A 17,375-nucleotide genomic window follows, 5' to 3' on the forward strand; every position below is an offset into this window, starting at 1 on the left:
GCGGGGGGTGAGCATGAACCAGATATCCACCACCGGCGGTGCGCTGGAGCGGCGCAAGGCGCTGAGGAGCTTCCTCGGCGTGTCGCCCGCGCTGGTCTCCATCGGGCTGTTCCTGATCGTGCCGATCTTCATCGTGATCGGCTATTCGCTGATGCAGGCCAACCCCTATGGCGGGGTCAACCCGCACTTCAGCACCGACGCCTATGTCTCGCTGCTGTTCGAGCGCCAGCTCGACGACAGCCTGGCCTTCGCCGACTCCTACATGGTGATCGCCCTGCGCTCCATCGGCATCGCGGCCGCGACCACCTTCATCACCCTGCTGGTGGGCTTCCCGGTGGCGGTCTGGCTGGCGATGCAGCCGGCGCATCGCCGTGGCCTGCTGATCTTCCTGATCACCGTGCCGTTCTGGGCCAACCTGCTGATCCGCACCTACGCCTGGATCCTGCTGCTGCGCGGCACCGGCGTAATCAACGGCACGCTGATGAGCCTCGGCATCATCCACCAGCCGCTGGACCTGCTGTACACCGATGGCGCCGTGCTGCTGGGCCTGGTCTACACCTACGCGCCCTTCGTGGTGCTGCCGATCTACGCAACCCTCGAGAAGATGGACATGCGCCTGCTCGAAGCTGCCCAGGACCTCTACGCCGGGCGCATCCGCACCCTGCGCAAGGTGGTCCTGCCGATCGCCCGTCCGGGCATCCTGGCCGGCGCCATCCTCACCTTCGTGCCCTGCCTGGGCGCGATGATCGCTCCCGAACTGCTCGGCGGCGGCACCAAGATGATGCTCGGTAACCTGATCTTCCGGCAGTTCAGCGACGGGCGTAACTGGCCCTTCGGCGCGGCGCTGTCGCTGGTGCTGATGGCCGCGGTGATGCTGGTGCTGATGTTCTACGCGATGCGCGCCGAGCGCCTGCGCATCGCCCGGGGAGGTGAATGATGCTCTCGCTGCTGACCAAACGCCGTCTGGGCGTGCAGGACTTCCGTGGCTTCGGCGCCCTGAGCCTGCTGTTCTACATCTACCTCTACGCGCCCATCGTGGTGCTGGTGGTGCTCTCGTTCAACGCCAACCAGTCCGCCACCGTGTGGACCGGCTTCAGCCTCGACTGGTACCGCAGCGCCTTTGCCAACCAGGCGCTGCGCCAGGCCGCCGGCAACAGCCTGCTGATCGCCGTGTGCGCCTGCGTGCTGTCCACCGTGATCGCCACCCTGGCCGCGCTGGGCACCTCGCGCGGGGCCAAGTTCAAGGGCCTGCGCCTGTCCATGGGGGCGATCATGCTGCCGCTGGTGCTGCCGGAGATCGTGGTCGGCGTCGCCACCCTGGCACTGTTCTCCACCCTCGGCCTGTCGCTGGGCTACGGCAACCTGATCATCGCCCACACGGTGTTCTGCATCCCGTTCGCCTACCTGCCGATCCGCGCCCGCCTGAACGACATGGACCTGTCCCTGGAACAGGCTGCCGCCGACCTCTATGCCGGCCCCTGGCGGACCTTCCGCAAGGTCACCCTGCCGCTGCTGACCCCGGGGATCGTCTCCGGGCTGATGCTGGCCTTCATCGTCTCGCTGGATAACTTCGTGATCTCGATGATGGTCTCCCAGGCCGGCACCACCACCTTGCCGATCTTCATCTTCGGCCTGCTGCGCATGGGCGTGACGCCCGATGTGAACGCGGTGTCGACCCTGATCCTCGGTGTTTCCGTGTTGTTCGTAACCCTGTCGTTCCTGCTCGGCAAGAAGAAGGCCTGAGCCCACATACCGGAGTAGAAGATGAGCAAACTGATCGCAGCAGTAGGGGCCTCGCTGACGCTGGCCGTGGCCGTCCACGCGCAAGCCGCCGAGCAACTGAACGTGGTGAGCTGGAGTGGTTATTTCACCCCGCAGATCCTGGAGAAGTTCGAGAAGGAAACCGGCATCAAGGTGACCGTGGATTCCTACGACTCCAACGAGACCCTGCTGGCCAAGCTCAAGCAGGGCGGTGCCGGCTACGACGTGGCCATTCCCTCGCACCAGTTCGTGCCGATCCTGGTGAAGGAGAAGCTGCTGGAGCGCTTCGATCCGGTCAGCCAGCCGTACTACGCGAACATCGTGGACAACCTGAAGAAGCCTACCTGGGACCCGGAAGGCGCCTACTCGGTGCCCTTCATCTGGGGCACCACCAGCGTGGTGCTGGATACCGCCAGGTACAGCGGCCCGATGGACAGTTACTCGGTGCTGTTCACCCCGCCCAAGGAACTGCAGGGCAGGATCAACATGTTCGACTCCTCCAGCGAGGTGATCGACACCGCCAGCCTCTACCTGGGCATCCCGCCGTGCAGCGAGGACCCCAAGCAGATGCAGCAGGTGCTCACCCTGCTGAAGAACCAGAAGCCCTTCGTGAAGACCTACAGCTCCAAGGCCGGCTCGATCCGCGAGAACCTGGCCTCGGGCGAGGTCGACATGTCGATGTTCTGGGGCGGCTCGTCGATGCGTGCGCGTGAGATGAAATCGAGCCTGAAGTATCTCTACCCGAAAGAGGGCGTGATGGCCTGGGTGGACAACCTGGTGATCCCGGCCGGCGCCAAACACCCGGAGAGCGCCAAGAAGTTCATCGCCTTCATGAGCCAGCCGGAAAACTCGGCGATGACCCAGAACTTCCTCAAGCACCAGAGCCCGATCAAGGGCGTGGAGCCCTTCCTCGACGCTGGCCTGAAGGATGCGCCTGAACTGCACATCCCCGAAGGCACCAAGGTGGTATTCAGCCAGACCTGCGGCGAAGGCGCGATCCGCCTGGCCGACCGTATCTGGACCAACCTGATGCGCTGATCCCCGCCAAGCGGGAATACGGCAAAGCGATGCGCGCGTGCGCCGGCTCGGCGCAGCGGCATCGCTCGGCCTGAAGAACGCAACAAGCCCCGCCTGCGGGCGGGGTCGCTGAACCCGACCGACGCTTCCCACCTGCCGGAAGCCTGATGAAAGAAGGCCGCGCTCCATGAGCCAGTACAAGCACAATAACGAACTCGTCCAGCTCCAGGCCCACGAACTGGCCCAGCGCATCCGCCTGCGCCAGGTGTCCTGCCGCGAAGTGATGCAGGCCTACCTCGGGCAGATCGAGCGCTACAACCCGGCGGTCAACGCCATCGTCAGCCTGCGGCCGGCGGACAGCCTGCTGGCCGAGGCAGACCAGCGCGACGCCGAGCTGGCCCGTGGCGAGTACCACGGCTGGATGCACGGCCTGCCGCACGCGGTGAAGGACCTGTCGCTGACCCGGGGCATCCGCACCACCCTCGGCTCGCCGCTGTACCGCGATTACATCCCCGAGCGCGACGGCATCATGGTCGAGCGCATCAAGGCGGCCGGCGCCATCATCATCGGCAAGACCAACACCCCGGAATTCGGCCTGGGCTCGCACAGCTACAACCCGATCTTCGGTGCCACCGGTTGCGCCTACGCGCCGGAGCGCACCGCCGGCGGCAGCAGTGGCGGCGCCGCAGCGGCCCTGGCGCTGCAGATGGTCCCGGTGGCAGACGGCAGCGACATGATGGGCTCGCTGCGCAACCCGGCGGCCTTCAACAACATCATCGGCTTCCGCCCGTCCCAGGGCCGCGTGCCCTTCGACGACAGCGCCGACCTGTTCATCGACCAGCTCGGCTATGAAGGCCCCATGGGCCGCAGCGTGCGCGACGTGGCCTTGCTGCTGTCGGTGCAGGCCGGTGGCGACGCCCGTGCACCGCTGTCCATCGCCGAGTCCGGCGAGCAGTTCGCCGGCAGCCTGGAGCGCGACTTCAAGGGGGCGCGCCTGGGCTGGCTGGGCGACCTGGGCGGTCATCTGGCCATGGAGAAGGGCGTGCTGGAACTGTGTCGGACCGCCTTCACCGACTTCGAAGCCATCGGCTGCCAGGTCGAGGACACCGCCCTGGGCTTCTCCGCAGAGCGGCTCTGGGACACCTGGCGCACCCTGCGTCACTGGATGGTCGCCGGCTCCCTGGGCGCGGCCTACGCCGACCCGGCCAAGCGCGAGCTGCTCAAGCCCGAAGCGATCTGGGAGATCGAGAACGGCCTGAAGCTCTCCGCCATGGACGTGTTCCGTGCCTCCGCCGCGCGCAGCGACTGGTACCGCGCCATCAGCCGGTTGTTCGAGCGCTACGACTACCTGCTGCTGCCCAGCACCCAGGTGTTCCCGTTCGACAAGACCTGGGACTGGCCGAAGGAAATCTCTGGTAAGCCGATGGACACCTACCACCGCTGGATGGAGGTGGTGATTCCGGCCACGCTGTCCGGTTGTCCGGCGGCCAACGTGCCGGTGGGCTTCAATGAGCAGGGCCTGCCCATGGGCATCCAGATCATCGGCAAGCACCAGGCCGACATGGCCGTGCTGCAACTGGCCCACGCCTACGAGCAGGCGTCGCGCTGGTACCAGCGCTGTCCGCCGCCCATGCTCAAGGGCGATTGACCCACTTATCCACAGCGAGGGGGACGCATGAACATCAGCTTCTTCCAGGAACTGCTGCAAAGCATCAGCGAGCGCGGCCGGCAATTGCTGGAGTCGCGCGAGCCAGCGCCGGGCAATGCCCAGGCGCTGGCGCAGGCGTGCCACAAGCTGATCTCCAGCCACGGCGAAGCCTCGGGCGTCGCCCTGGCGCAGCAGGTGCTGTGTGCCTATCGGGATTGCCCGCAGGCGCAGCAGAAAGCCTTCTTCGACATCCTGCTGAAGGATTTCGCCCCATCCCGCGAAGCGCTGGCCGAAGCCTGCCAGCGTTATCTCGACGACCCGTCTTCGGCCAACACCACGGCGCTGTTCCAGGCCAGCGAGCCGCCACGCCAGGAACTGTTCCGCCGCCTGAACCAGGCGCCCGGCGGCACCGCCCAACTGATCGCCATGCGCCGCCTGTTGCTGCAGGAATTGAAAGCCAGGCCGGAACTGACGGCGGTGGACCACGACCTGCAACACCTGCTGGCGTCCTGGTTCAACCGGGGCTTCCTGGTGCTGCGTCGCATCGACTGGTCGACCCCGGCGTCGATCCTGGAAAAGATCATCAAGTACGAGGCCGTCCACGCCATCAAGGACTGGGACGACCTGCGCAGCCGGCTGCAGCCGGCGGACCGCCGCTGCTTCGCCTTCTTCCACCCGGCCCTGGCCGACGAGCCGCTGATCTTCGTCGAAGTGGCGCTGACCCGCGCCATGCCGGGCGCCATCGCTGACATTCTCGAACCCGGCGCCACAGCGCAACCGGCGGAGGAGCCGGACACCGCAGTGTTCTATTCCATCAGCAACTGCCAGGACGGCCTGCGCGGCATCTCCTTCGGCAACTTCCTGATCAAGCAGGTGGTGGAGGAGCTGGCGCGGGAGATTCCGGCCCTGCGCCAGTTCGTCACCCTCTCGCCGGTGCCCGGCTTCCGCCGCTGGCTCGATGGCCTGGGCGAGGACCCGCAACTGGGCGCGGCCGCCGCTGACGTGCTCAAGGCCCTCAAGCCTGACACACCGCCGCCGCCACGCACGGAGCACCCGCTGCTGGCGCTGGCCGCCGAATACTTCCTGCACGCCAAGAACGGCGGCGGCCTGCCGCTGGACCCGGTGGCGCGCTTCCATCTGGGCAACGGTGCCCGCCTGGAACGCCTGAACTGGCGCGGCGACCTCTCCGCGACCGGTCTGCGCCAGGCCGCCGGGCTGATGGTCAATTACCGCTACGAACTGCGCCAGATCGAAAAGAACCACGAAGCCTACGCCAACCAGGGCGCGGTCACGGCCTCTGCCGAGGTCCGCAAGCTGGCCACCCTGTCGGCGAAAACAAAACGCTAGGACCCGCACATGAACCAGAGCCTTTTCGCCGAAGTCGGCAAACACCTGCCCAGCGACCTTTCCAAGCCCTTCATCCGCACCCCCGAGGGCGGCGGCTACAGCTACGCCGACATGCTGCGCAGCACCTCGCAGTTCGCCCATGCGCTGGTGGAACTCGGCGTGCAGCCGGGCGACCGCGTCGCCGTGCAGGTCGACAAGAGCCCCGAGACGGTGATGCTCTATCTTGCCGTGCTGCGCGTCGGCGCGGTCTACCTGCCGCTCAACAGTGGCTACACCGGCGAGGAGCTGCGTTACTTCCTCGACGACGCCGAGCCTTCACTGTTCGTCTGCGCCCCGGCCTTCGAAGCCCAGGCCCGCGAACTGGCCGAGGCCAGCGGCGTGGCCCGCGTGGCGACCCTGGGTGACCAGGGCGACGGTTCGCTGATGGACGCCGTGCAGGGCAAGCCGGGACGCTTCGTCGACGTGGAGCGCGCATCGAGCGACCTTGCCGCGATCCTCTACACCTCCGGCACCACCGGGCGCTCCAAGGGCGCGATGATCAGCCATGGCAACCTGGTCTCCAACGCCCGCGCACTGGTGGATTACTGGAAGATTTCCCCCTCGGACTGGCTGCTCCACGCGCTGCCGATCTTCCACATCCACGGCCTGTTCGTGGCCTGCAACAGCCTGCTGATGGCCGGCGGCTCGATGCTGTTCCTGAGCAAGTTCGACGCCGCGCAGATACTCAAGCTGCTGCCCCGGGTGAACCTGCTGATGGGCGTGCCGACCTTCTACACCCGCCTGCTCGACCAACCGGGCCTGACCCGCGAGGCGGTGGCGCACATGCGCCTGTTCATCTCCGGCTCCGCGCCGCTCACCGCCGAGACCCACCGCGCATTCTCCGAGCGCACCGGCATGGCGATCCTCGAGCGCTACGGCATGACCGAGACCGGCATGAACACCTCCAACCCGCTGGACGGCGAGCGCATCGCCGGCACCGTCGGCTTCCCGCTGCCGGGCGTCGAGCTGCGCATCACCGACCCGGCCAAGGCCGAGCCGACACTGCTGCCCCAGGGCGAGCCGGGAATGATCGAAGTGCGTGGGCCGAACGTGTTCCAGGGCTACTGGCGCATGCCGGAAAAGACCGCCGAGGAACTGCGCGCGGACGGCTACTTCATGACCGGCGACATCGGCTTCATCGACGACAAGGGCTACGTGCAGATCGTCGGCCGCAGCAAGGACATGATCATCAGCGGCGGCTACAACGTGTACCCGAAGGAGCTGGAACAGATCCTCGACACCCTGCCGGGCGTCGCCGAGTCGGCGGTGATCGGCGTGCCACACCCGGACTTCGGCGAAGGCGTCACCGCCGTGCTGGTGGCGAACAAGGAACACACCCCGACCGAAGCGGAGGTCCTCGCCGCCCTGGACGGCAAGCTGGCGCGCTTCAAGCAGCCCAAGCGGGTGATGGTGGTCGACGCGCTGCCGCGCAACGTGATGGGCAAGGTGCAGAAGAATGTGCTGCGCGAGCAGTTCAAGGCTTTGTATTCCTGATAGTCCGCGCGGGTCAGTTGTTCGCGAGCAAGCTCGCTCCTACAGGTCGGGCCTAGCGCCGGAGCGCTCTTCGTAGGAGCGAGCTTGCTCGCGAACCGCCCAACGCCGGTACCCATTGTAGGAGCGGGCCATGCACGCAATCCGCCGGCAGGGCCGGCATTTCCTTTTGCGCTGATGTTGCAGGTCGTCTGCGTTGGCTTGGGTGTTCCCGCGCCGCTTTGGCGTGCGCGCGGACTTCTTGTTTCGCCCCCTCGGGCGACCTCCTTTGGCAAACGACGGATGGCCGCCCCACCCAAAGGAGGCAAAGGTCTTGCCCCAATCATCCGGTTTTTCGCTTGGGGCGAAAAATACCCTCGTTGAAGCGAAGTTTCCGGGGCACGCCGCGATGCGCCATCCCTGGCCCATCGCGGCTCTCGCGACATCCATGTCGCTCAACCCCTGAAACTCCGCTTCAACGAGGCCTCCTGAACGGGGCGGTTCGGAGTGCGTGGATGTTTCTCTGGAAATCTTTTTAAAGCCAAAGCCAAAGCCAAAGCCGGCGAGATGGGGCTCTTCGTAGGAGCGAGCTTGCTCGCGAATCGCTCAACGCCGGATTTCCCTGCAGGAGCGACAGAATGAAAAAGCCCCGCTTGAGCGGGGCTTTTTTGGTGTCGCCGGAACGCTATCAGCGCACGGTCACCACCACCTTGCCTACCGCCTTGCGCTGGCCCAGGTGATTGATCGCATCCGCCGCCTTCTCCAGCGGGAAGGTCTGCGACACCAGCGGCTTGATCTTGCCCTCGGCGAACCAGCTGAACAGCTGCTGGAAGTTCGCCGCGTTGTCCTGCGGCTGGCGCTGGGCGAAGGAGCCCCAGAACACGCCGACCAGCGACGCGCCCTTGAGCAGGGTGAGGTTGGCCGGCAGCGAGGGGATGGTGCCACTGGCGAACCCCACTACCAGCATGCGGCCGTTCCAGGCGATGGAGCGGAAGGCCTCCTCGAACAGCTCGCCGCCCACCGGGTCGTAGATCACATCCACGCCCTGGCCGCCGGTGATTTCCTTGAGCTTGTCCCTCAGGCTGCCCTCGCTGTAGTTGATCAACACGTCGGCGCCGGCGGCCCTGGCCACTTCCAGCTTGGCGTCGCTGCTGGCGGCGGCGATCACCTTCGCACCCATGGCCTTGCCGATTTCCACCGCCGCCAGGCCCACGCCGCCGGAGGCGCCGAGCACCAGCAGGGTCTCGCCCGGTTGCAGGTTGGCGCGCTGCTTGAGCGCATGCATGGAGGTGCCGTAGGTCATGCCGAAGGCCGCTGCGCTGGCGAAGTCCATGCCGTCGGGAATCGGCATCACGTTGTATCCGGGCACCGCCACTTCCTCGGCGAAGCTGCCCCAGCCGGTCAGCGCCATCACCCGGTCGCCGGGCTTCACGTGGGTGACCTTTTCACCGACCGCGCCGACCACGCCGGCGGCCTCGCCACCCGGAGAGAACGGGAAGGGCGGCTTGAACTGGTACTTGCCCTCGATGATCAGGGTGTCGGGGAAATTCACCCCGGCGGCATGCACCTGCAGCAGGACTTCGTTCTTCTTCGGCTCGGGGCTGGCGACGTCTTCCAGCACCAGGGTTTCGGCGGGGCCGAAGGCTTTGCACAGCACGGCTTTCATGGGGATTTCTCCGCTTTAGGTATCGGGCCAGTGTAGGAGTGCATGGCGAGGGGGCAAATCACCATGGTCCCGGCTTATGCCCCGATATAGCTTGGGCGGCGGCGCGAGTGTGGCTATCCTTTGGGCCATCGAATCCGGAGACATCGCCTTGAGAGCTTTCCTCGCCCTGTTGCTGGTCCTGTCCTTCAGCCCCTTCGTTGCCGCGGAAGAAGAGGCCAAGCCCGAAGACGCCAACAAGCCGGTCTTCGTCGACCTTACCCCGGCGCTGGTGGGCAACTACGGCAGCGGTCCGAAGCTGAAATACTTCAAGGCCGACATCGCCCTGAAGGTCACCGGCAAGGAGGCCTCGGAGAAGGTCGAGCATCATGAGCCGCTGATCCGCAACCAATTGGTGATGCTGTTCGCCCAGCAGACCGACGACTCCCTCGGCAGTGTCGATGGCAAGGAAAAGCTGCGCCAGGAGGCTCTCAAGCAGGTGCAGGGCGTCCTGCAACAGGAAGAGGGCAAGCCGCTGGTGGACGACCTGCTGTTCAACAACCTGATCGTCCAGCCCTGACCTCAGGGCCTGCCCATCGCGCAGTATGGCCCTAAGCCCCGTCAAACCAGGCATGTAGGAAATTTCCTAGTCACGCCTGACTTGTATCAAGCGTCATTCGCCGCCGATTACCGATGATCCCCTCATGATTCGCTCGAATTCGAGCGCACGCAGAAGGGGATTATCGGATGGCAGGAATCGCAAAAAGCTGGCGCACCCGCGGACTGATCGTGGTGGTTGCGGCCGTGCTCGCCGCGCTGGCCTGGCAGACGTTCAAACCGGCCGGCCTCCCCGAAGGCTTCGCCGGCGGTAACGGACGCATCGAGGCCACCGAGGTGGACGTGGCCACCAAACTGCCTGGACGGGTGGCGGAAATCCTGGTGGACGAGGGCGACTTCGTGAAGGCCGGCCAGGTGGTGGCGAGGATGGACACCCAGGTGCTCCAGGCCCAGCTCGCCCAGGCCCAGGCCGAGGTGCGCCAGGCGCAGAACGCCCGGCTCACCGCCGAATCCCTGGTCGCCCAGCGCACCAGCGAGAAGGCCACCGCCGAAGCCGTGGTCGCCCAGCGCCAGGCGGAACTGACCGCCGCGCAGAAGCGCTTCACCCGCACCGAGCAACTGGTCAAGCGCAACGCGCTGCCGCAACAGCAACTCGATGATGACCGTGCGGTGATGCAGAGCGCCCAGGCCGCACTGGCCGCCTCGCGCTCGCAGGTGGTGTCGGCGCAGGCCGGCATTGCCGCCGCGCGCTCCCAGGTGATCGAGGCGCAGTCGGCCATCGAGGCCGCCACCGCGAGCACCGTGCGCCTGCAGGCGGACATCGACGACAGCCTGCTCAAGGCCCCGCGCAACGGCCGCGTGCAGTACCGCGTGGCGCAGCCGGGCGAAGTGCTGGCCGCTGGCGGCAAGCTGCTCAACATGGTCGATCTGGCCGACGTCTACATGACCTTCTTCCTGCCGTCTGGCCAGGCCGGCAAGGTCGAGCTGGGCCAGGAGGTGCGCCTGGTGATCGATGCGGTGCCGGAGTACGTGATCCCGGCGAAAGTCTCCTACGTCGCCAGCGTCGCGCAGTTCACCCCGAAGACCGTGGAAACCGCCAACGAGCGCGAGAAGCTGATGTTCCGCGTCAAGGCGCGGCTCGATCCGCAGCTGCTTGCGAAGTACATCACCTACGTGAAGACCGGCGTGCCGGGCATGGCCTACCTGCGCCTCGACCCGCAAGCGCAGTGGCCGGCTGAACTGCAGATCAAGGTTCCGCAATGAACGCCGCCGACTGCGTGGCCCGTCTGGCCGGCGTCTCGCTGCGCTACGGCGAGACTCGCGCGGTGGACGACGTCACGCTGGAAATCCCGGCCAACCGCATGGTCGGCCTGATCGGCCCGGACGGCGTGGGCAAGTCCAGCCTGCTGGCGCTGCTCGCCGGTGCGCGGAAGATGCAGGACGGCGAAATCCAGGTGCTCGGCGGCGACATGCGCGACGCCCGCCACCGTCGCGCCGTGTGCCCGCGCATCGCCTACATGCCCCAGGGCCTGGGCAAGAACCTCTACCCGACGCTCTCGGTGTTCGAGAACGTCGACTTCTTCGGCCGCCTGTTCGGCCACGACAAGGCCGAGCGCGAGCGGCGCATCGCCGACCTGCTGCACAGCACGGGCCTTGCGCCGTTCGCCGAACGGCCGGCGGGCAAGCTCTCCGGCGGCATGAAGCAGAAGCTCGGGCTGTGCTGCGCGCTGATCCACGACCCCGACCTGCTGATCCTCGACGAACCCACCACCGGCGTCGATCCGCTTTCGCGCAACCAGTTCTGGGAGCTGATCGGCCGCATCCGTGCCGGCCGCGAAGGCATGAGCGTGCTGGTGGCCACCGCCTACATGGAGGAGGCCGAGCGCTTCGACCACCTGGTGGCGATGGACGACGGCAAGGTGCTCGCCACTGGCACGCCCGCCGAACTGCGCGAGCACACCGGCACCCGGAACCTGGAAGAAGCCTTCATCGCCCTGCTGCCCGAGAGCAAGCGCGCCGCTCACCACACGCTGGTGATTCCGCCGCGCGCGCAGAGCGAAGGCGCTCCGCAGATCGCCATCGAGGCCGAAGGACTGACCTGCCGCTTCGGCGATTTCGTCGCGGTGGACCATGTGAGCTTCCGCATCGAGCGCGGGGAAATCTTCGGCTTCCTCGGTTCCAACGGCTGCGGCAAGTCCACCACCATGAAGATGCTCACTGGCCTGCTGCCGGCCAGCGAAGGCACCTGCGCGCTGTTCGGCCAGCCGGTGAACGCCAACGACATGGAGACCCGCCGGCGCGTCGGCTACATGTCCCAGGCGTTCTCGCTCTATGCCGAACTGACGGTGCTGCAGAACCTGGAGCTGCACGCCAAGCTGTTCCACCTGCCGGCCGACCGGATCGGGCCGCGCGTACAGGAGATGCTCGAACGTTTCGACCTGGGCAAGGTGTGCAACGAGCTGCCCGACAGCCTGCCGCTGGGCATCCGCCAGCGCCTGTCGCTGGCCGTGGCGGTGATCCACAAGCCGGAAATCCTGATCCTCGACGAACCCACCTCGGGCGTCGACCCGGTGGCCCGCGACGGCTTCTGGGAGCTGATGGTGGAGCTGTCGCGCAACGACGGCGTGACCATCTTCATCTCCACCCACTTCATGAACGAGGCCGAACGCTGCGACCGCATCTCGCTGATGCACGCCGGCAAGGTGCTCGACAGCGATACTCCGCAGGGCCTGATGGAAAAACGTGGCCTGCCGACCCTGGAAGCCACCTTCATCGCCTACCTGGAAGAGGCCGCCGGCAGCGCGCCGGTGCCGGAGGCGGCGCCCGCGCCACAAGCGCCCGCGACGCCCTCGAAGTACACCGGCAGCGACCGTTTCAGCTGGCTGCGCCTGTTCAGCTACGCGCGCCGCGAGGCCATGGAGCTGCGCCGCGACCCGATCCGCCTGACCCTGGCGCTGGTGGGCACCGCGCTGCTGATGTTCATCATCGGCTACGGCATCAACATGGACGTCGAGGACCTGACCTACGCGGTGCTCGACCGTGACCAGACCACCACCAGCCAGGCCTACGCGCTGAACATCGCCGGCTCGCGCTACTTCATCGAGAAACCGACCATTCAGGACCCGGACGACCTGGAGCGGCGCCTGCGCAGCGGCGAGATCAGCCTGGCAGTGGAGATCCCGCCGAACTTCGGCCGCGACCTCAAGCGCGGCGCCGATCCGCAGATCGGCGTATGGATCGACGGCGCCATGCCGACCCGCGCCAACACCGTGCTCGGCTACGTACAGGGCCTGCATTCGAGCTACCTCGCCGATCTCGCCCGACAGAATGGCAGTGCTGCCGCCAGTGCGGCGGCCAGCACCGAAGTGCGCTACCGCTACAACCCGGACGTGGAGAGCCTGAAGGCCATGGTGCCGGCGGTGATCCCGCTGTTGCTGATCATGATCCCGGCGATGCTCACCGCCCTGGGCGTGGTGCGCGAGAAGGAGCTGGGCTCGATCACCAACCTCTACGTCACGCCGGTGACGCGCCTGGAGTTCCTGCTGGGCAAGCAGTTGCCCTACATCGGCATGGGCATGATCAACTTCGTGCTGATGCTGGCCATGGCCGTGCTGCTGTTCCAGGTGCCGCTCAAGGGCAGCTTCCTCGCGCTGCTGATCGGCGCCTTCCTCTACGTGGTGACCAGCACCGGGCTGGGGCTGCTGCTCTCGACCTTCATGAAGAGCCAGATCGCCGCGGTGTTCGGCACCGCCATCGCCACCATGATCCCGGCCATCCAGTTCTCTGGGCTGATCCACCCGGTGTCGTCGCTGGAGGGCGCGGCGGCGGTGATCGGCCAGCTGTACCCGACCTCGCACTTCCTGGTCGTCAGTCGCGGCGCCTTTTCCAAGGCGCTGGGTTTTGCCGACCTGTGGGTCTACTACCTGCCGCTGCTGGCGATGGTGGTGGTGCTGACGCTGCTCAGCGTGGCCTGCCTGAAGAAGCAGGAGGCCTGAGATGAAGAAACTGGCGAATATCTTCAACCTCGGCATCAAGGAATTCCGCAGCCTGGGCCGCGACTACGCGATGCTGATCCTGATCGCCTGGGCCTTCACCCTGGGCGTCTACAGCTCCGCCACCGGCGTGCCGGAAACCCTGCATCACGCGCCCATCGCCATCGTCGACGAGGACCAGTCGCAGCTCTCCACGCGCATCATCAATGCCTTCCAGCCGCCGTACTTCCGTGTCCCGGAAATGATCGGCCACGCGCAGATGGACCGCGGCATGGACGTCGGCCTGTACACCTTCACCCTGGACATCCCGCCGGACTTCCAGCGCGACGTGCTGGCCGGGCGGCAGCCGGCGATCCAGGTCAACGTCGACGCGACCCAGACCGGGCAGGCGTTCTCCGGCGCCGGCTACATCCAGAACATCGTCGGCACCGAGGTGCGCGAGTTCGTCAGCCGCTACCGCGCCGAGGCGGCGATGCCGGCGGCCCTGGCGGTGCGCATGGAGTTCAACCCGAACCTGACCCAGGCCTGGTTCGGCGCGGTGATGGAGGTGATCAACCAGATCACCATGCTGTCGATCATCCTCACCGGCGCCGCGCTGATCCGCGAGCGCGAGCACGGCACGGTGGAGCACCTGCTGGTGATGCCGCTGACCGCCTTCGAGATCATGATGGCCAAGGTCTGGTCCATGGGTACCGTGGTGCTGGTGGCGGCGGCCATCTCCCTGCAACTGGTGGTGCGCGGCTGGCTGGACGTGCCGATCAGCGGTTCGGTGGGGCTGTTCCTGCTGGGCGCGGCGCTGCACCTGTTCGCCACCACGTCCATGGGCATCTTCCTTGGCACCGTGGCGCGCTCGATGCCGCAGCTCGGCCTGCTGGTGATCCTGACGCTGATGCCGCTGCAGATCCTCTCCGGCGGTACCACGCCGCGCGAGAGCATGCCGGAGCTGGTGCAGACCATCATGCTGGCGGCGCCGACCACCCACTTCGTCAGCCTGGCCCAGGCGATCCTCTATCGTGGGGCGGACCTGTCCATCGTCTGGCCGCAGCTGCTGGCGATCATCGGGATTGGCGCGGCGTTCTTCGCAGGCGCCCTGTGGCGCTTCCGCCGGACCATCGGGCAGATGGCGTAATGTCCGCTCTTTGCTCTTCGTAGGAGCGAGCTTGCTCGCGAACAAGCTGTCCGGCAGTTCCGGAGTCAAGCGGGTTCGCGAGCAAGCTCGCTCCTACAGAAATGCCATCCTCACTCCACCGGCCACACGCACGTCTGGTTCCGCCCCCGATGCTTCGCCGCGTACAGCGCCTGGTCCGCCTGGGCGATCAGCTGGTCCGGCTCGCTGTCCTGCCCCGGCTTGGCGATGGCCACGCCGATGCTGATGGCTAGGCGCCCCAGCTCCGTCGCCGGGTGGGCGATGCCCAGCTCGGCGATCCGCTGGTGCACCCGCGCGGCCACGTGGGCGGCACCGTCCAGGCCGGTATCGGCGAGGATGATCACGAACTCCTCGCCACCGTAGCGGCAGGCCGCGTCCCCTTCGCGCTGCAGGCAGCCGCGAAGGGCGCCGGCGACCCGGCGCAGGGCATCGTCGCCGGCCAGGTGGCCGAGGCAGTCGTTGAACAGTTTGAAGTGATCGACGTCGAGCATCAGGATCGCCAGCGGCGAGTCGGAACGGCGCAGGCGACGCCATTCGCTCTGCAACTGGCGGTCGAAGTAGCGGCGATTGTACAGGCCCGTGAGGCCGTCCTGCTGCGACTGCTTCTGCAACTGGGCTTCCAGCTGCAGGCGTTCGCCGTTGTCGCGGGCCACGGCGATCAGGTACTCGCGTTCGCCCTGGCGGGCCAGCTGAGTATTGATCTCCGCCGCCTGCAGGCTGCCATCGCGGCGCTGCATCTCGCGCTGGAAGATCATCGACAGGTTCAGTCGATTGGCCTGCTGTACCAGTTGCAGCCAGGCAAAGAAGCCGGGAATCAGGCGCTCCGGGTCGTCGCGCAGCAACTGGCGGAACTCCTCGGCGCTGTAGCCCAGGCTGCTGTAAGTGGCGCAGTTCATGTGCAGCAGCTCGCGGGTGTGCAGTTCGAAGATGAACAGGGCGTCGCGGCTGGAGTCGGTCAGGTCGAGCACCAGTTGCAGGCGTTCGCGGCTGTCCAGCAGGTGCCCCTCGATTTCCTGGCGCTGCTCGGCCTCCAGGTTCAGCAGGCGGTTGCTGGCGCTCAGCGCGGTGGCGCGACGGGCGTTGTCCCGCGCCAGGGCGAGGGCGGCGATCAACAGCAGGCTGATGGTCACGGCGGCGCTGAAGACGACCGCCGGCAGCGGTGTGGAGAGCGATTTCACCAGTGCCGCGCTGGGGCTGAGCTCCAGTTCGAAACTGCGGTTGTTCAGCAGCTGCAGCGGCAGGCGCAGGGTGTCCTCGGCGCGGCTATCCGGTTGGGCGCGGACGTACAACGGCTGGCCATGCTCCAGCAGGCGCACGCTGAACAGCTGGCTGTCGGCCTGCTCCAGCAGATGGTTCATCAGGTTGCCGACGCGGAACACACCCTCCATGAAACCGTCGAATTGCAGGTTGCCGTCCGGCGCGCGCAGGTAGACCGGCGTGTAAAGCACGAAGCCGCGTCCACCCTGGAGCAGCTCGATGCTGTCGCTCAGGTGTGGCTTGCCGGTGTCGCGAGCGGCCATGGCGGTGGCATAGCCGGGGCTCATCGGCGTCAGCCAGTAGTTCAGCGCCACCTCGTTGCCCTGCAGGGGCTCCACCCAGTGGATGCGCAGGTCCGCATCGGCCCACTGGATCGACTGATAGCCGGGGAAGTTGTCGATGTAGAAGCGTGCGTTGAGTTCCCATTCCGAGCGCTGGATGCGCCCGTGGTGGGTCCAGAGCTCGGCCAGCAGGTCCAGCCCCTGCACCTGTTCGTGCAGGTTGGCCTCCAGTTGATGGGCGAGGGCGCGCGCCTGGAAGTTCAGGCGTTCGCGAACCCGTTGCCGTTCGCTGTTGGCCAGTTCGAGGCCGAGCCAGGCGCTGGCCAGCAGCAGAACACAGAGCAGGCCGCCAAGTCCGAGGTAGGTGGCAAGGGAGGACTTCAGGCGGTCCATGCGATGAATTCCGGAAGCGTTCCTTACCTAATAGCACAGTGATATCTGCCTTTCACGGCCAGGCTATTTCCAGGCTTGTCCCCCGTCAGTGCCGGGCCAGGCCCAGCACGATCCGCCACTGCTCCTCGGTCACCGGCATCACCGACAGACGGCTGCCGCGCTGGACCAGCGGCATGTCTTCGAGCCCTGCCTGGGCCCTGAGCGCGGCCAGCGGCAGCACCGCCGTGAAGGCTTCGACGAAGCCCACGTCGCGCGCGGTCCAGGGGTTCTTTTCCGCGCTGGCCTTGGGGTCGTGATAGTGGCTCTGCGGATCGAGCGCGGTAGGGTCGGGGTAGGCCTCGCCCTCGATCTGCGCGATGCCGGCGATGCCCGGCTCGGGGCAACTGGAGTGGTAGAAGAAGAACAGGTCGCCCGGCTGCATGCTGCGCATGAAGTTGCGTGCCTGGTAGTTGCGCACGCCGTCCCAGCGCGCGGTCTTCAGGCGCTTGAGGTCGTGGATGGAGAGTTCGTCGGGCTCGGATTTCATCAGCCAGTAAGCGCGTGCCATTGGCGAAGGGCTCCTTGTATGTGGCGAGTGTCCGGAAGCGGGCGCGGGCCGTCCGGGGACTAAGGGTAGGTGTTTCCCCTGCGACAAGCTGCCGGCTCGCGGAAGATTTACCGTAGGAAGAAAATGTAGGAAAACGGCATGAACATTGCCTGAAAGTGCCCGAAGTTTTGGCAGGTGCGCCTCCTCCGACGATCGGTTGGCGTCAGAATTGCGAGAAGCATTTCATTGTCGGAGAATGCCGCCGTTTTTAGCTTGGCCCGCCGGACGGACAAAAAA

General features: G+C 66.4%; 13 protein-coding genes. 10 read left to right on the forward strand and 3 right to left on the reverse strand.

Going from position 1 to position 17,375, the window contains the following annotated elements; genetic code table 11:
* Positions 1-13: 13 nt before the first annotated feature.
* The 6 genes from ACAW63_RS06445 (at position 14) to ACAW63_RS06470 (ending at position 7,306) form a co-directional block, all read left to right on the forward strand.
* Positions 14-937 (forward strand): ABC transporter permease, encoded by a 924-nt coding sequence (locus ACAW63_RS06445; protein WP_371232490.1) that lies wholly within the window; start codon positions 14-16, stop codon positions 935-937.
* On the forward strand, positions 937-1,743 hold the full coding sequence (locus tag ACAW63_RS06450) for an ABC transporter permease (RefSeq protein WP_275612058.1): 807 nt from the start codon (positions 937-939) through the stop codon (positions 1,741-1,743). The genes ACAW63_RS06445 and ACAW63_RS06450 overlap by 1 nt, the downstream gene beginning before the upstream one ends.
* Positions 1,744-1,764: 21 nt before the next feature.
* The gene (locus tag ACAW63_RS06455; RefSeq protein WP_331315525.1) at positions 1,765-2,799 is read left to right on the forward strand and encodes an extracellular solute-binding protein; all 1,035 of its coding nucleotides are present in this window, start codon (positions 1,765-1,767) and stop codon (positions 2,797-2,799) included.
* Between the two features lie 166 nt (positions 2,800-2,965).
* The gene (locus tag ACAW63_RS06460; RefSeq protein ID WP_371232491.1) at positions 2,966-4,426 is read left to right on the forward strand and encodes an amidase; all 1,461 of its coding nucleotides are present in this window, start codon (positions 2,966-2,968) and stop codon (positions 4,424-4,426) included.
* Positions 4,427-4,453: 27 nt separating this feature from the next.
* The gene (locus tag ACAW63_RS06465) at positions 4,454-5,773 is read left to right on the forward strand and encodes a malonyl-CoA decarboxylase (protein ID WP_371232493.1); all 1,320 of its coding nucleotides are present in this window, start codon (positions 4,454-4,456) and stop codon (positions 5,771-5,773) included.
* A 9-nt stretch (positions 5,774-5,782) separates the two neighbouring features.
* Positions 5,783-7,306, forward strand: coding sequence for a malonyl-CoA synthase (locus ACAW63_RS06470; RefSeq protein WP_371232495.1), 1,524 nt, complete (start codon positions 5,783-5,785; stop codon positions 7,304-7,306).
* 664 nt (positions 7,307-7,970) lie between these two features.
* Here ACAW63_RS06470 and ACAW63_RS06475 read toward each other — a convergent pair.
* Complete coding sequence (locus ACAW63_RS06475; protein ID WP_371232497.1) at positions 7,971-8,948, reverse strand: NADPH:quinone oxidoreductase family protein; 978 nt, start codon at positions 8,946-8,948, stop codon at positions 7,971-7,973.
* A 148-nt stretch (positions 8,949-9,096) separates the two neighbouring features.
* On the opposite strand from ACAW63_RS06475, the gene ACAW63_RS06480 reads away from it, so the two are divergent.
* The 4 genes from ACAW63_RS06480 to ACAW63_RS06495 all read left to right on the forward strand — a co-directional run bounded on the left by ACAW63_RS06480 (position 9,097) and on the right by ACAW63_RS06495 (position 14,603).
* On the forward strand, positions 9,097-9,504 hold the full coding sequence (locus ACAW63_RS06480) for a flagellar basal body-associated protein FliL (protein WP_275609722.1): 408 nt from the start codon (positions 9,097-9,099) through the stop codon (positions 9,502-9,504).
* A 167-nt stretch (positions 9,505-9,671) separates the two neighbouring features.
* Positions 9,672-10,745: an HlyD family secretion protein gene (locus ACAW63_RS06485; protein ID WP_371232499.1), complete on the forward strand. Its 1,074-nt coding sequence runs from the start codon at positions 9,672-9,674 to the stop codon at positions 10,743-10,745.
* Positions 10,742-13,477, forward strand: coding sequence for a ribosome-associated ATPase/putative transporter RbbA (gene rbbA / locus ACAW63_RS06490; protein WP_371232500.1), 2,736 nt, complete (start codon positions 10,742-10,744; stop codon positions 13,475-13,477). Before ACAW63_RS06485 ends, rbbA begins: the two co-directional genes overlap by 4 nt.
* A 1-nt stretch (position 13,478) precedes the next feature.
* Positions 13,479-14,603 carry an ABC transporter permease gene (locus ACAW63_RS06495; RefSeq protein WP_371232502.1) on the forward strand — a complete coding sequence of 375 codons (1,125 nt, stop codon included), beginning with the start codon at positions 13,479-13,481 and terminating at the stop codon, positions 14,601-14,603.
* A gap of 110 nt (positions 14,604-14,713) precedes the next feature.
* Here the strand turns inward: ACAW63_RS06495 and ACAW63_RS06500 are convergent, their stop codons facing one another.
* Positions 14,714-16,552, reverse strand: coding sequence for a diguanylate cyclase (locus tag ACAW63_RS06500; protein ID WP_371232504.1), 1,839 nt, complete (start codon positions 16,550-16,552; stop codon positions 14,714-14,716).
* Positions 16,553-16,637: 85 nt separating this feature from the next.
* On the reverse strand, positions 16,638-17,099 hold the full coding sequence (locus tag ACAW63_RS06505) for an EVE domain-containing protein (RefSeq protein ID WP_371232506.1): 462 nt from the start codon (positions 17,097-17,099) through the stop codon (positions 16,638-16,640).
* Positions 17,100-17,375 lie beyond the last annotated feature (276 nt).

Origin of the sequence: Pseudomonas sp. QE6 (assembly GCF_041379005.1) — a bacterium.
Taxonomy (GTDB): Bacteria; Pseudomonadota; Gammaproteobacteria; order Pseudomonadales; family Pseudomonadaceae; genus Pseudomonas.